Genomic DNA, 13132 nt, shown 5'->3' with positions numbered 1-13132 from the left:
CCACCTCCGCCGGACGTGGTGATGGCGGAACGCGACGACCCGCAGCCCGGCCGCTCCGACCTGGACCTGCTCCGGGCCCACGTGGCGGGCGACCGGGACGCCTTCACCGAACTGTTCCAGCGGCACCGCGACCGGCTCTGGGCGGTCGCCCTGCGTACGATCGGCGACCGCGAGGAGGCGGCGGACGCCCTCCAGGACGCCATGCTCTCCGCCCACCGCGCCGCCGCCCGGTTCCGGGGCGACTCGGCGGTCACCACCTGGATGCACCGGATCGTGGTGAACGCCTGCCTGGACCGGATCCGGCGGCGGCAGACCCACGCCACCGTCCCGCTGCCGGACGGGACGCACACCGACGGCGAACCGGGCCGGCACACCGGCGGGCGGGAACCGGCCGCACCGGCACACGACCACGACACCGCGCTCGTGGTCCGGCAGGCTCTCGCGGCGCTACCGGCCGAACAGCGGGCCGCGCTGGTCCTGGTGGACGTGCAGGGCTATCCGGTCGCCGAGGTGGCCCTGATGCTCGGCGTCGCCGAGGGGACCGTGAAGAGCCGGTGCGCCCGGGGCCGGGCGAGGCTCGCCGTCCTGCTCGGGCACCTGCGGACCGGTTCCGACTCCCCTACGGCCGACGTGCCGCGGGTCACCTCCGGGAACCGGCGGGGCCCCGAGGGCGTCGGATCCTCGTCGGGAGCGTCCCGTCAGGCCGTCAGCCAGGAGGAGCCGTGACTTCCCGGGAGTTCAGCGAGGTCGACCACGACCTGCTCGCCGACTACCTCGGCGGGGCGCTGGACGGCACCCCCGAGCAGGCGACAGTGGCCCGGCTGGTCGAGCAGGACCCGGCATGGCGGGTCGCGTACGAGACGCTCGCCGAGGCGGTCGACCTGGTGCACGCCGACCTGGCCGGCTGGGCGGCGGCGCCCACGCCGGAGATGCCGGTGGCGGTGACCGACCGGATCACGGCGGCGCTCGCCGGGGCCGGACCGGGCGCGCTGCGCGACGGTACGCCCGTCGTACCGGCTCAGGCCGGCGGCGCGGCCCGCCCGCCCGGCGCCGCGTCGCGTCCCGAACGGCACAGCGGCCCCGGTCGTCGTCCCCGGCGCTGGGCCCGGATCGCCGGGCCGGTGGCCCTGGCCGCGGCCTCGGTCGCGGCGGTGGGGCTCGGTGTCGGCCGGCTGGCCGACCCGGGCGACGGCGGTACGGCCGACCGGGCGGCCGGGGAGGCGGCGCCGATGGCCGCCGCGCCGTACCGGACCACCGGACCGGCGCTGCGCAGCGGCACCGACTGGACCCCGGAACGCCTCGCCGCCGCCCGCGTGCCCACCGGGGCGAAGTCGACGCCGCAGGACATGGCCGCTCCGTCCGGCGCGGCGCGGGAGAACGGCCCGGAGACGCCGCTGTACAGCGACAAGTACCGCGCCGGGGGGTTCGCCGGGCTGGACCGGCTGACCCGGCCGGAAACGCTCGGCGCGTGCCTCACCGCGATCGGCACGGAGCACGGCGCCACCCCGCTCACCATCGACATGATCGACTACGCCCGGTACCAGGGCGCTCCGGCGCTCGTGGTGACGTTCGCCGACGCGACCGGCGCCCGCTGGGGCTGGGCGAGCGGGCCGGAGTGCGGCGTGCCCGGGTCCGGCGCGGACACGCGCTTCCGTACGCGGGTAGGGTGAAAACGCGGTCATCACGCGTGTCCCGCCACGTGACCTGACCCACCGGATGACCGGCTCGGGAATCCCCGCTTCGTACGATGACGTTCTGCAAGTCAGGCGCCGGCGCCGCTGAGCCGTCGGCACTCGGGATCGACATCGGTGCGGCCGGTGACGAACACACACATCGGGAGACGGCAGTGGACGAGGTCCGCAACCTGATCATCATCGGCTCCGGTCCGGCCGGCTACACGGCTGCGGTCTACGCCGCACGCGCCAACCTGAAGCCGCTGGTGATCGAGGGCGTGCAGTCGGGTGGCGCGCTGATGACCACCACCGAGGTGGAGAACTTCCCCGGCTTCGCCGACGGCATCCTCGGGCCCGAGCTGATGGACAACATGCGCAAGCAGGCCGAGCGTTTCGGCGCCGAGTTCCTCACCGACGACGTGACCCGGGTCGAGCTGAAGGACACCGGCGAGATCGGCTCCGACGCGGTCAGCACCGTGTGGGTGGGCGAGACCGCGTACCGCGCCCGCGCCGTCATCCTCTCCACCGGCTCCGCCTGGCGGCCGCTCGGCGTGCCGGGCGAGCAGGAATACCTCGGCCACGGGGTGTCGTCCTGCGCCACCTGTGACGGCTTCTTCTTCCGCAACCAGCACATCGTGGTGGTCGGCGGCGGCGACTCGGCGATGGAGGAGGCCAGCTTCCTCACCCGGTTCGCCGAGTCGGTGACGATCCTCCACCGCCGCGACTCGTTCCGCGCCAGCAAGATCATGGCGGACCGGGCGCTGAGCAACGAGAAGATCAAGGTCGAGTGGAACACCGTGGTCGAGGAGATCCTCGGCGACGACGGCAAGGTCAACGGCGTACGGGTGCGCAACGTGCACACCGGCGAGAGCAAGGTGCTCGACGTCACGGGCGTGTTCGTGGCGATCGGGCACGACCCGCGCAGTGAGCTGTTCCGCGGCCAGGTGGAGCTCGACGACGAGGGGTACGTGAAGGTCGAAGCGCCGAGCACCCGTACCAGCGTGCCGGGCGTGTTCGCGGCCGGTGACGTGGTCGACCACACCTACCGGCAGGCCATCACGGCGGCCGGCACCGGCTGTGCCGCCGCGCTGGACGCCGAGCGCTTCATCGCCACCATCCAGGGCTGAGAGTTCGACGAGCAAGGTTCGGAGGAGGAGAGTTCATAGTGGGAGCAACCAAGGCGGTCACTGACGCGAGTTTCGTCAGCGACGTGCTGCAGTCCGACAAGCCGGTCCTGGTGGACTTCTGGGCGGAGTGGTGCGGCCCGTGCCGCAAGGTCTCGCCGCTGCTGGAGGAGATCGCCGGCGAGATGAAGGACCAGGTCACCATCGTCAAGCTCAACATCGACGAGAACCCGGAGACGGCGCGCGCCTACCGGGTCATGTCGGTGCCGACGCTGACGATCTTCAAGAACGGCCAGCCCGTGCAGTCGATCGCCGGCGCCAAGCCGAAGGGCGAGTTGCTCAAGCTCATCGAGTCGGCGCTCTGAGCCGTACCGGCAGCGCCGGAACCCCCGTCACCCCGCCCGGGTGACGGGGGTTCCGGCTTTCCTGACCTGCATGAACACGAACCCGCCGGGTACCGGTCACGGTACGCTCCGTAAGCATCTCGTCGGAGTTCCGGTCCTGCCAACGTCCGTGCATAGGGGGTCGTCGTGCATCCGATCCGACCCGGTGACCAGGGACCGGCGGTGGCCGAGATCCGTACCGTCCTCGTCGGCCTGGAGCTTCTTCCCGCCGAGGGCGGAGGCGACGACTACGACGCCGAGACCGAACGCGCGGTCCGGGCGTTCCAGCAGTCCCGCGGCCTCAGCGTCGACGGGCGCGTCGGCGCCGAGACCTGGCGGGCGCTGGACGCGGCCCGCTGGCGGTTCGGCGCCCGCGCGCTCTTCCACGCCGTACCCGAGCCGATCACCGGCGAGGACGTCCGCTCGCTCCAGGAACGCCTCCTGGAGATGGGGTACGACGTGGGGCGCGCCGACGCCATCTACGGCATCCGCACCTCCCGCGCGGTGGCCCAGTTCCAGCGGGAGATGGGGCTGAAACCGGACGGGTCGTGCGGGCCGCACACCGTCAACGCGCTGCGCCGCCTCGGCCGCAAGGTGGTCGGCGGACGCCCGCAGTGGCTGCGCGAGTCCGACGCCATCCGGCAGGCCGGGCCGGAGCTGGTCGGGCGGACCGTGGTGATCGACCCGGGGCACGGAGGCACCGACCCGGGCGTGGTGGTGCCCGACGGCCCGCTGCACTGGACCGAGGCGGACCTCGTGCACGACCTCGCCAGCCGGCTGGAGGGGCGGCTCGCCGCGGCCGGCGTACGGGTGCAGCTGACCCGGGGCCCCGCGCCCGCGAGTTGCCTGCCCGACGCGGACCGGGCCCAGCTCGCCAATTCCCTCGGCGCCGACGTGTTCATCTCGCTGCACACCGACCACCACGCCAACCCGGCCGCCGAGGGGGTCGCCACCTACCACTACGGCACCGACAACGGCGTCACGTCGGCGACCGGCGAACGTCTGGCCGGGCTGGTGCAGCGGGAGATCGTGGCCCGCACCGGGCTGCGTGACTGCCGTACCCACGCCAAGGCGTGGGAGCTGCTCCGGCTCACCCGGATGCCCGCGGTACGCGTCGAGGTCGGCTACCTGACCTCGCCGGACGACCGGGCCCGGCTGGTCGACCCCCGGTTCCGGGACCGGGTGGCCGAGGCCATCGTCGCCGCGGTGCAGCGGATGTACCTGCCGATCGAACGCGACGTGCCGACCGGCTCGATCGACGTGACCGAACTGCGGGCGGCACTCGCCGCCGGCACCGTCGTCGACTGACCCCCGCTCAGCTGGTCGAGCGGGTGGCCGGCGCCGGGCGGACCGGCCGCAGCAGCGTCTCCGGGCTCATCGAGCCGAGCAGCTTCTCCAGCGCGTACTCGACGTCCGACTTCCAGCTCAGCGCCGTCCGCAACTCCAACCGCAGGCGCGGGTAGCGCGGGTGCGGCCGGACCGTCTTGAAGCCCACCGAGAGGAAGAAGTCGGCGGGCGCCACGCAGGCGCGGGCCGGGTCGTCCGCGTCGTCGCCGAACTTGGCGTCCCCGAACGCCTCGATCGCCTTGATGCCGCGCTTGGTCAGGTCGCGGGCCACGCCCTGGACCAGCATCCGGCCCAGGCCGCCGTCGGCGAAGGCGGGCACCACGTGCGCCGTCATCAGCAGCGCCGCGTCCGCCGAGACCGGCGAGGTGGGAAACGCCATCGAGCGCGGGACGTACGCCGGCGGCGCGTACATGACGAAGCCGGCCGGCATCCCGTCGACGTAGACGAGCTTGCCGCAGGAACCCCACTCCAGCAGCGTCTGGGAGACCCACGCCTCCTTCTCCAGGCCCGGGTCACCTGCTGCGCAGGCCCGCTCCGCGGAGACCGGATCCAGCTCCCAGTAGACGCAGCGCCGGCACGATCGAGGCAGGTCCTCCAGCGTGTCCAGGGTCAGGCTGACCAGACGTCGCGACATGAGCGCACCCCACCAATAGGCTCGGAGCGCCGGTTCCTCCCGCGCCCTCCTGCTCCCGACGAGCGATCGTACGCCCCTGTCCGGCGGTACGGGAGGGAACGCGTGAACCCCCGCCCGGACGGCCGAGTGGCGGGTCCGGGATGTGGACGTGTCCACACGGCCGGTGCCGCTACCGTCACCGGGGACTACGATCGACCAACCGGCCCTCGCCGCCAATGGATGTCGGCATCGCGGGTACCACACCGGGCGGCAGCCCCGCCGACACCCGATCGAGGTGATGTCATGACCGGCACGACGCTCGACGACTACACCGACAGGTACGCCCGGCGCGTCCGCGGGATGACCGCCTCGGAGATCCGGGCGCTCTTCGCGGTGGCCAACCGGCCGGAGGTCGTCTCGCTCGCCGGTGGGGCACCCTACATCGCGGCGCTGCCGCTCGACGCGGTCGGCGAGATGCTCGGCCGGCTCGGCTCCGAGCACGGCGCCACCACCCTCCAGTACGGCGTCGGCCAGGGCGCCCCGGAGCTGCGCGAGCGGATCTGCGAGGTGATGTCCCTCTCCGGGATCGACGCCTCGTGCGGCGCCTCCCCGGAGGACGTGGTCGTCACCGTCGGCGGCCAGCAGGCCCTCGACCTGGTGGCCCGGCTCTTCCTGGACCCGGGTGACGTGGTGCTCGCCGAGGGGCCGACGTACGTCGGCGCGCTCGGGGTGTTCCAGGCCGCCCAGGCCCAGGTGGCCCACGTGCCGATGGACGACGAAGGGCTCATCCCGGAGGCGCTGGAGGTGGCCATCGCCGACCTGGCCCGGGCCGGCCGCCGGGTGAAGTTCCTCTACACCATCCCCACCTACCAGAACCCCGCCGGCGTGACGCTGAGCGAGGAGCGGCGCGAACGGGTGCTCGACATCTGTGAGCGCGCCGGGCTGCTCGTGGTGGAGGACGACCCGTACGGTCAGCTCGGCTTTGAGGGCGAGGCGCCCCGGCCGCTGCGGGCCCGGCGGCGCGAGGGAGTCTTCTACCTGAGCACGTTCTCCAAGACGTTCGCGCCGGGCCTGCGGGTGGGCTGGATCCTGGCCCCGCACGCGGTCCGCGACAAGCTGGTCATCGCCAGTGAGGCGCAGATCCTCTGCCCGAGCGCCTACGCCCAGTCGGCCGTCTCCACGTACCTCGGCACCATGCCCTGGCGGCAGCAGCTCAAGGTCTACCGCGAGATCTACCGCGAGCGCCGGGACGCGCTGCTCGACGCGATGGCCGACCTGATGCCGGAGGGCACCACCTGGACCAGGCCGCAGGGCGGCCTGTTCGTCTGGGCGACGCTGCCCGACGGGCTCGACTCCAAGGCGATGATGCCGCGGGCAGTGGCCGCCCGCGTCGCGTACGTGCCGGGAACCGGCTTCTACGCCGACGGCACCGGCGCCGGGAACATGCGGCTGAACTTCTCCTTCCCGACGCCGGAGCGGATCCGCGAGGGTGTCCGCCGGCTGGCCGGGGTGATGGAGCAGGAGATCGCGATGCGGAAGGTCTTCGGCGCGGTCGGCGGTGCCGGACCCCGCCGACGCCAGGGCGGCTCGGACGCGCCCGGTCCCGACTTGGCATGATGCCCGCATGTCCGACAGCCCTGCCGCACCGCCTCCCGTGACCGGATCCGCCGTCGACGAGCTGCACGTGCTCGTACTCGCCGGCGGTCTCTCCTACGAGCGGGACGTCTCGCTGCGGTCGGGCCGCCGGGTGCTCGACGCGCTGCGCGCGGTCGGCGTGCAGGCGGAACTGCGCGACGCCGACGTGGCGTTGCTGCCCGCGCTGACCGCCGACCCGCCGGACGCGGTGGTGATCGCCCTGCACGGCGCCACCGGCGAGGACGGCTCGCTGCGCGGCGTGCTCGACCTCTGGGACGTGCCCTACGTCGGCTGCGACGCCCGGTCCTCCCGGCTCGCCTGGGACAAGCCGTCGGCGAAGGCGGTGCTGCGCGAGGCGGGCATCCCGACGCCCGACTGGGTGGCGTTGCCGCACGACCGTTTCTCCGAGCTGGGCGCGGTCGCCGTCCTGGACCGGATCGTCGACCGGCTCGGGCTGCCGCTGATGGTCAAACCGGCGCAGGGCGGCTCCGGACTGGGCGCCGCCGTGGTCCGGGAGGCGGCGTCGCTGCCGGCCGCCATGGTGGGTTGTTTCGCGTACGACCAGACCGCACTCGTGGAGCGCTACGTGCCCGGAATGGACGTGGCGGTCTCCGTGCTCGACCTCGGCAAGGGCCCGCAGGCCCTGCCCCCGGTCGAGATCGTGCCGCGCAACGGCGTCTACGACTACGCGGCCCGCTACACCGCCGGCCGTACCACCTGGCACGCGCCCGCCCGGCTCGACGCCGCGACGACAGCCCGGGTGACCGAGGTGGCGCTCGCCGCGCACACCGCGCTCGGCCTGCGCGACGTGTCCCGGGTCGACCTGATCGTCGACGCCGGCGGTGACCCGCACGTGCTGGAAGTGAACGTCTCCCCGGGCATGACCGAGACGTCGCTGCTGCCGCTGGCGATCCAGGCGGCCGGGCTGGACTTCGGCCGGGTGCTCGGCACGCTCGTGACCCGGGCCGCCGCCCGCCGCTGAGGTCAGCCCTCCCGGGTACGCCCCGCCCGCGGCTGGCCGTCGTCGACCATGTCCTCGGCCTCGCCAGCAGTCGGGGCGTCCCCGGTCTCCTGCTCCTCGGCCGCCTCGGATCCGTCCTCCGGGTCGTCGACCGACGGGCCCGCGGAGGGGTCTGAGACGCCCCCTGCCGCCTCGGACTCCGGGATCTCGTCCGCAGCCTCGATCACTGATGCGGGCTCGTCCTCGGGCTCCTCAGCGGCGTCCGCGGCCGAGGCCGGGGCAAAGCTCGACGGGGCCTGCCACTGGATGCGCGGCGGCTCGGCGAGCGGCCGGCCACCGAACTCGGCGAGCCACGCAGCCACCAGGGCCAGATTCTCCCGCCACTTGTCCTCGGAGATGGGGGGCAGGATCGAGTCCCACAGCGACAGGAACGTGCCGCGCAGTTGCAGCCGCCCGTACGGCCGGGCCAGGAACCACAGGTGCAGGTGCGCGGAACCGTCGCCCCAACGATTCACGTGGACCCGGGCCACGCCGTCGAGCGACCGGACGGCCCGCTCCAGGCGCACGGTCATCACGCCCAGCTCGGCGGCGAGCAGATTCGGCAGGTCGCCCAGATCCAGGTGGGACCGGGACTCCAGGATCAGGACCATCGGCAGACCGGTGGGCCGGTCCATGGCACGGACCCGCCACCGCTCACCGACCCAGATGTACGCCTCGTCGGGCGCATTGCAGGCGGTGCACTCCCGGTCCGCCTCGCCACGGCGGGGAGGTTCGAACGGTACGGGCTCGTCGAGCTGCTTGACGCGGAGATCGCCCTCGAAGGGAAAGGACGGCCACTGGGTGAAGTCTGGAACTGAGGGAGGGGTGTCCGGCACGACGCTGACCCTAACCGAGTTGGCGACGCCTGTCCCTACCCGTTCCACTGGCCGCGCACAGGTTGTCCACCACGTTGTCCACAGGGTGCCGAGATCACCAGTACGGTGCGTCATCCACTGCTCAGCAAGGGTTTCCGCGCTTCGTTTCACGTGAAACGAGACGAGCCTGTGGACAACTGCTGTGGATAACTGGAGGGCGTGTGGATCCGTTCTTCCAACGATCGGGCGCGCGATCCGTACCGGGTTCGGGAAGGGCTTCTTGCGGTCGGTTTCACGTGAAACGACGGCGGTCGGATCGTCCGTGGTTCCACGCCGGTCCTCGGTACGCCGGAGGCTGGGTCCCACGTCAGCCCGGCGCGGGGGTTCGCTGGGCCGGGGTTCTCGATGGCCGGCTGATCCACGGTGACTCTCGACCCGGTCCGCCCGCCGAGTCGACCAACCGGTCTGCGACATGAGGGCCCAGCCCGGCCGGACACCCCGCCGAGTGCCAAGCAGCCGGGACGGCGGCGTCCGCCAGGCCGGCCCACGAAGCGGCATCCGAGCCACCTCGGCTCAGCGGCGCACCGCGGCTCACCCCGAGCCACCGGGGCCAGCCGGGTCACCGGGGCTCCTGCCGTTCCCGGCCGCCCCGCCGCTTTGGCCGCCCCGGCCGGACGGCCCGCTCCGGTCGCTCCGGTCGCTCCGGTCGCTCCGGCCCGCTCCGGCCCGCTCTGGTCGCTCCGGCCCGCTGTGGTCGCTCCGGCCGCTCGGTCGCTCGGTCGCTCGGTCGCTCGGTCGCTCGGTCGCTCCGGCGAGCATTCTCGCGCCCGCTTCGAACCTGCGAGAAATCAGCGGCTAGCGACAACTCATCCGGCTCCTGTGCGGGTGGTCTGGAGGCGTTGCTGACAGGGTGGTCATCGGCTGGGGCGACGGGGACATCTTGGGAAACGCGCGCCCCCAGACGGAACCACTTCGGTCCGGGCTCGCCAACGCCAGCCGCCCCGGGTGCGGTGGAACACCATGGGTGTCTCCGAGGCGTTTTGATGCCCATGGTGTTCCACTCGGTCCAGCTGCCGCTCTAGCGGGATGGCAGCGTGCGGGGCGGTGGGTGTCGGGGCGGTGAGTGCGAAGCGGCGGCGGCTGCACCGACGGCCACCGGCGCGGGGCATCGGCGAGACGGCCGCATCAGCGACGCGATGTCAGCATCGACGCGATGGACGCGCGTCATCGTTTGGCCGGGTGGCCAGTAGCGGCCGGGATGGGACTGGGCCGCCCGAAGGGCGGGCCACGGTAGCCAAAGGCGACGAGCCCAGGTCTGCAACCCACGTGGTTGCCCTTTGCCCACGCCCGAGCGGAGGTTCACCTTCGGCAGCGGCCGCCGCTTCGTGGGCAGTTCGATGTACAGCTTCGACCAGTAGCGTCGCGCGCCGCATCGGCGGGGCGGCGGGAGTGCTTCAGCGGCCTTACGCGGGCCTACCCGTTTCACGTGAAACGCCGCCGCCTACCGACCGGGCTGCACCCCGTCCTTGCCCTCCTTCTGAGGCGAGTCTGCGAGTTCGGCGCCCCAGCCCGGAAGCAGAAGCGAACCAGCCGCCCAAGTTGCGCCAGTCGCCTTAGTCACCCGGCCTATCCCGCCGCCGCGCGACCGCGCGACCGCGTCGCCTCGGCACGTCGCCACCGCGCTACCACCGCTACCCCCGCCACCCGCGTCACGACGCCACCGCGCCACCGCGTCACCGGGCCACCGCGTCGCCGCGTCACCGGGCACCGGGCACCGGGCACCGGGCACCGGGCACCGGGCACCGGGCACCGGGCACCGGGCACCGGGCACCGGGCACAGGGCACAGGGCACAGGGCACAGGGCACCGGCATTCTCGTTTCACGTGCAACCAGCGGGAAGGACGCCGATCCGGCCACGCGCCTCGCGCGGGCAGCAGCAGACGGTTCGCAACCGAAACGGCGTCCTGGAGAAAGAGAACCGGCCGCACCCCTCGCGGGCGATGCGGCCGGCCGGACAACCTCTGACGGCTACGCCTCGGGCTGCTCCTCACCGTCCATGCCGATGATCCCGACGATCCGCTCCAGGTCGTCAACGGTGGCGAACTCGATCGTGATCTTGCCCTTGCTCCGGCCGATGTCGACCTTCACCCGGGTGTCGAACCGGTCGGAGAGCCGGTCCGCGAGATCGGTGAGCGCCGGGGCGTGCGGCTTCGGCCGGCGCTTCGCGGCGGCCGTCTTCGCCGGCTCCTCGGCGAGCGCCAAGTGCACCAGTTCCTCGGCACCGCGTACGGAGATGCCCTCGGCGACGATTCGCTTGGCGAGCTGCTCCTGCGCCTCGGCGTCGTCGAGGCTGAGCAGTGCCCGGGCGTGACCGGCGGAGAGCACTCCGGCGGCGACCCGGCGCTGCACAGCGGCCGGCAGGTTCATCAGCCGGATGGTGTTGGAGATCTGCGGGCGGCTGCGGCCGATCCGCCGGGCCAGCTCCTCGTGGGTGGCGCCGAACTCCTCCAGCAGCTGCTGGTAGGCCGCCGCCTCTTCCAGCGGGTTCAGGTTGGCGCGGTGGATGTTCTCCAGCAACGCGTCCCGGAGCATCGCGTCGTCCTTGGTGTCCCGGACGATCGCGGGGATGGTCTCCCGGCCGACCGCCTGGGCGGCGCGCCAGCGCCGCTCACCCATGACGAGTTCGTACTTCTCGGTGTCGAGCTGGCGGACCACGATCGGCTGGAGGAAGCCGACCTCCTGGATCGAGGTCTTCAGCTCCTCCAGCGCCTCCTCGTCGAAGACGTGCCGGGGCTGCTTCGGGTTCGGCACGATGGCGTCGACCGGGATCTCGGCGAAGCGTGCGCCGGGCACCGGGCTCAGGTGCGACTCGGGCTCGACGGCCGGCGACGGGGTGCTTCCGACACCGCCGGTGATGGCAGTGGTCGCGCCCGCGACCGGAGCCGAGGGCGACGCGCCAACTGCCGACGACTCCGGTTCGGTGGCCGCCGGTTCGGCGCCCGGTACCGGTCCGGTGGGGATGAGGGCGCCGAGCCCTCGGCCCAGTCCGCCGCGGGGACGGTTCTTCATGCGACGCCTCCCAGCGACATCTCCGCACTACGCATTCCGGCTCACCGGCTCCTTGACGCCTCGTTCCGCGATCTCCTGGGCGGCCTCGAAGTAACTCGTGGCTCCCCGCGAACCGGGATCGTAGGTCATCACCGACTGGCCGTAGCTCGGTGCCTCGGAGACACGCACGTTGCGCGGGATGACGGCCTGGAGCACCTTGTCGCCGAAGTGGTTCCGGACGTCCTGCTCCACCGCGTCCGCGAGCCGGGTGCGCCTGTCGTACATGGTGAGCAGGATGGTGGAGACCTCGAGCTTCGGGTTGAGGTGCTGACGCACCAGGTTGATGTTGTTGATCAACTGGTTGAGCCCTTCCAGCGCGTAGTACTCGCACTGGATCGGGATCAGCACCTCCTGCGCGGCGACGAGCGCGTTGACGGTCAGCAGGCCGAGCGACGGCGGGCAGTCTATGAAGACGTAGTCGAAGTGCCCCGGGTACGCGGCGATCGCCCGCGCCAGGCGCGACTCCCGGGCCACCACGGAGACCAGTTCGATCTCGGCGCCGGCCAGGTCGATCGTGGCCGGTACGCACCACAGGTTGGGGATGCCCTCGACGGCCTGGGCCACCTCTTCGAGCGGCACACTGTCGATCAGGCAGTCGTAGACGTCGGGCACGCCGGTGTGGTGCGGGACGTTCAGACCGGTGGAGGCGTTGCCCTGGGGATCAAGGTCGACCACGAGCACCCGGTTGCCGTGCAGCGCGAGCGCCACGGCCAGGTTCACGGTGGTGGTCGTCTTACCCACGCCGCCCTTCTGGTTGGCGACGCACATCACCCGGGTCCGGTCCGGGCGGGGCATGGTGACCTCGCCACTGGGATTCAGGATCTGCACGGCGCGCATCGCCTCCATAGCCAACGGTGGATCATCCTCTTCGCGCGTCGGGGTTTCACGTGAAACGTACGTGCTGGCGTCTACCTCGTCGCCGTACCCGCTCGCCTGTGGCGTGTCGGACGGCGTCACGGTGACCTCGGGAGCGGCCTGGTGCGGCACGGCCGAGACGGGCGGCTGGGGTTCGAAGCGAGCGGGCACCGCGACGTTCGCCCGCACCGCGGCCGGTCGCGGCGTCGGCGCGTTCGCCGGGCCGTCTGCCGGGTCGAGCGGGTCACGGGCCGGCGGGACGTTCGCCGGTGCCGACGAGACGGGCCGTACGGAACCGGCGGGCGGCGTGTCCCGCCGCTGCGGCGGCGGCTCGGCCGGCGGGTAAGAGGCGGACGGATCGCGGGGCTCGTTCACCGTCCACTCCCGGTAGTTGGTTTCACGTGAAACGGGGCCGGGGGATTTCCCTCCGGGCCCGGTCAACCGTGGATCGTCGTACCTGCCGTCGTCATGCACCTGTCATCCCTACCCGCTCCGGATGGTCGGTCCGCACCCGTCGAATCGAATACCGGGCCCTCGCCCGGCGTGGTCGGCTCGGCGGGAACCATCGGGTTCGGGTGC

The 13132-nt window shown here is 72.5% G+C and carries 11 protein-coding genes; 7 read left to right on the top strand and 4 right to left on the bottom strand.

Annotation, left to right across the window (positions count from 1 at the left end; genetic code table 11):
- The first annotated feature begins 21 nt into the window (after positions 1 to 21).
- The 5 genes from sigM to O7542_RS26140 all read left to right on the top strand — a co-directional run bounded on the left by sigM (position 22) and on the right by O7542_RS26140 (position 4488).
- Entirely contained in the window at positions 22 to 726 is a 705-nt protein-coding gene (gene sigM, locus O7542_RS26160) for an RNA polymerase sigma factor SigM (RefSeq protein WP_274477050.1), read from the top strand.
- Positions 723 to 1670 (top strand): hypothetical protein, encoded by a 948-nt coding sequence (locus tag O7542_RS26155; protein WP_281605349.1) that lies wholly within the window; start codon positions 723 to 725, stop codon positions 1668 to 1670. Before sigM ends, O7542_RS26155 begins: the two co-directional genes overlap by 4 nt.
- 176 nt (positions 1671 to 1846) lie before the next feature.
- Positions 1847 to 2800 carry a thioredoxin-disulfide reductase gene (gene trxB / locus O7542_RS26150; protein ID WP_064448138.1) on the top strand — a complete coding sequence of 318 codons (954 nt, stop codon included), beginning with the start codon at positions 1847 to 1849 and terminating at the stop codon, positions 2798 to 2800.
- Between the two features lie 38 nt (positions 2801 to 2838).
- The gene (gene trxA, locus O7542_RS26145; RefSeq protein WP_030499495.1) at positions 2839 to 3162 is read left to right on the top strand and encodes a thioredoxin; all 324 of its coding nucleotides are present in this window, start codon (positions 2839 to 2841) and stop codon (positions 3160 to 3162) included.
- Positions 3163 to 3327: 165 nt separating this feature from the next.
- Complete coding sequence (locus tag O7542_RS26140) at positions 3328 to 4488, top strand: N-acetylmuramoyl-L-alanine amidase (RefSeq protein WP_043327688.1); 1161 nt, start codon at positions 3328 to 3330, stop codon at positions 4486 to 4488.
- A 7-nt stretch (positions 4489 to 4495) separates the two neighbouring features.
- Here O7542_RS26140 and O7542_RS26135 read toward each other — a convergent pair whose 3' ends face one another.
- Entirely contained in the window at positions 4496 to 5161 is a 666-nt protein-coding gene (locus O7542_RS26135) for a hypothetical protein (RefSeq protein ID WP_043327687.1), read from the bottom strand.
- Between the two features lie 282 nt (positions 5162 to 5443).
- Between O7542_RS26135 and O7542_RS26130 the strand changes: the two genes are divergently transcribed.
- Complete coding sequence (locus tag O7542_RS26130) at positions 5444 to 6757, top strand: PLP-dependent aminotransferase family protein (protein WP_064448053.1); 1314 nt, start codon at positions 5444 to 5446, stop codon at positions 6755 to 6757.
- A gap of 7 nt (positions 6758 to 6764) precedes the next feature.
- Positions 6765 to 7757, top strand: coding sequence for a D-alanine--D-alanine ligase (locus O7542_RS26125; RefSeq protein ID WP_043327686.1), 993 nt, complete (start codon positions 6765 to 6767; stop codon positions 7755 to 7757).
- Between the two features lie 2 nt (positions 7758 to 7759).
- On the opposite strand, the gene O7542_RS26120 is transcribed toward O7542_RS26125, so the two are convergent.
- From O7542_RS26120 to O7542_RS26110, 3 genes are all read right to left on the bottom strand, one after another.
- On the bottom strand, positions 7760 to 8611 hold the full coding sequence (locus O7542_RS26120; protein WP_281605348.1) for a hypothetical protein: 852 nt from the start codon (positions 8609 to 8611) through the stop codon (positions 7760 to 7762).
- Positions 8612 to 10618: 2007 nt separating this feature from the next.
- Entirely contained in the window at positions 10619 to 11659 is a 1041-nt protein-coding gene (locus O7542_RS26115; RefSeq protein WP_281605347.1) for a ParB/RepB/Spo0J family partition protein, read from the bottom strand.
- A 27-nt stretch (positions 11660 to 11686) separates the two neighbouring features.
- Positions 11687 to 13027: a ParA family protein gene (locus O7542_RS26110; protein ID WP_082931112.1), complete on the bottom strand. Its 1341-nt coding sequence runs from the start codon at positions 13025 to 13027 to the stop codon at positions 11687 to 11689.
- Positions 13028 to 13132: the final 105 nt, after the last annotated feature.

Origin of the sequence: Micromonospora sp. WMMC264 (assembly GCF_027497275.1) — a bacterium.
GTDB lineage: Bacteria > Actinomycetota > Actinomycetes > Mycobacteriales > Micromonosporaceae > Micromonospora > Micromonospora chalcea.
Note: the sequence above shows the minus strand (reverse complement) of the source record. Positions and strands in the feature narration are given on the sequence as shown.

What these genes read in the sequence shown, in the direction of transcription:
- sigM (WP_274477050.1), top strand. Translation starts at nt 22, where the DNA reads ATGGCGGAACGCGACGACCCGCAGCCCGGCCGCTCCGACCTGGACCTG.
- O7542_RS26135 (WP_043327687.1), bottom strand. Translation starts at nt 5,161, where the DNA reads ATGTCGCGACGTCTGGTCAGCCTGACCCTGGACACGCTGGAGGACCTG.
- O7542_RS26130 (WP_064448053.1), top strand. Translation starts at nt 5,444, where the DNA reads ATGACCGGCACGACGCTCGACGACTACACCGACAGGTACGCCCGGCGC.
- O7542_RS26125 (WP_043327686.1), top strand. Translation starts at nt 6,765, where the DNA reads ATGTCCGACAGCCCTGCCGCACCGCCTCCCGTGACCGGATCCGCCGTC.
- O7542_RS26115 (WP_281605347.1), bottom strand. Translation starts at nt 11,659, where the DNA reads ATGAAGAACCGTCCCCGCGGCGGACTGGGCCGAGGGCTCGGCGCCCTC.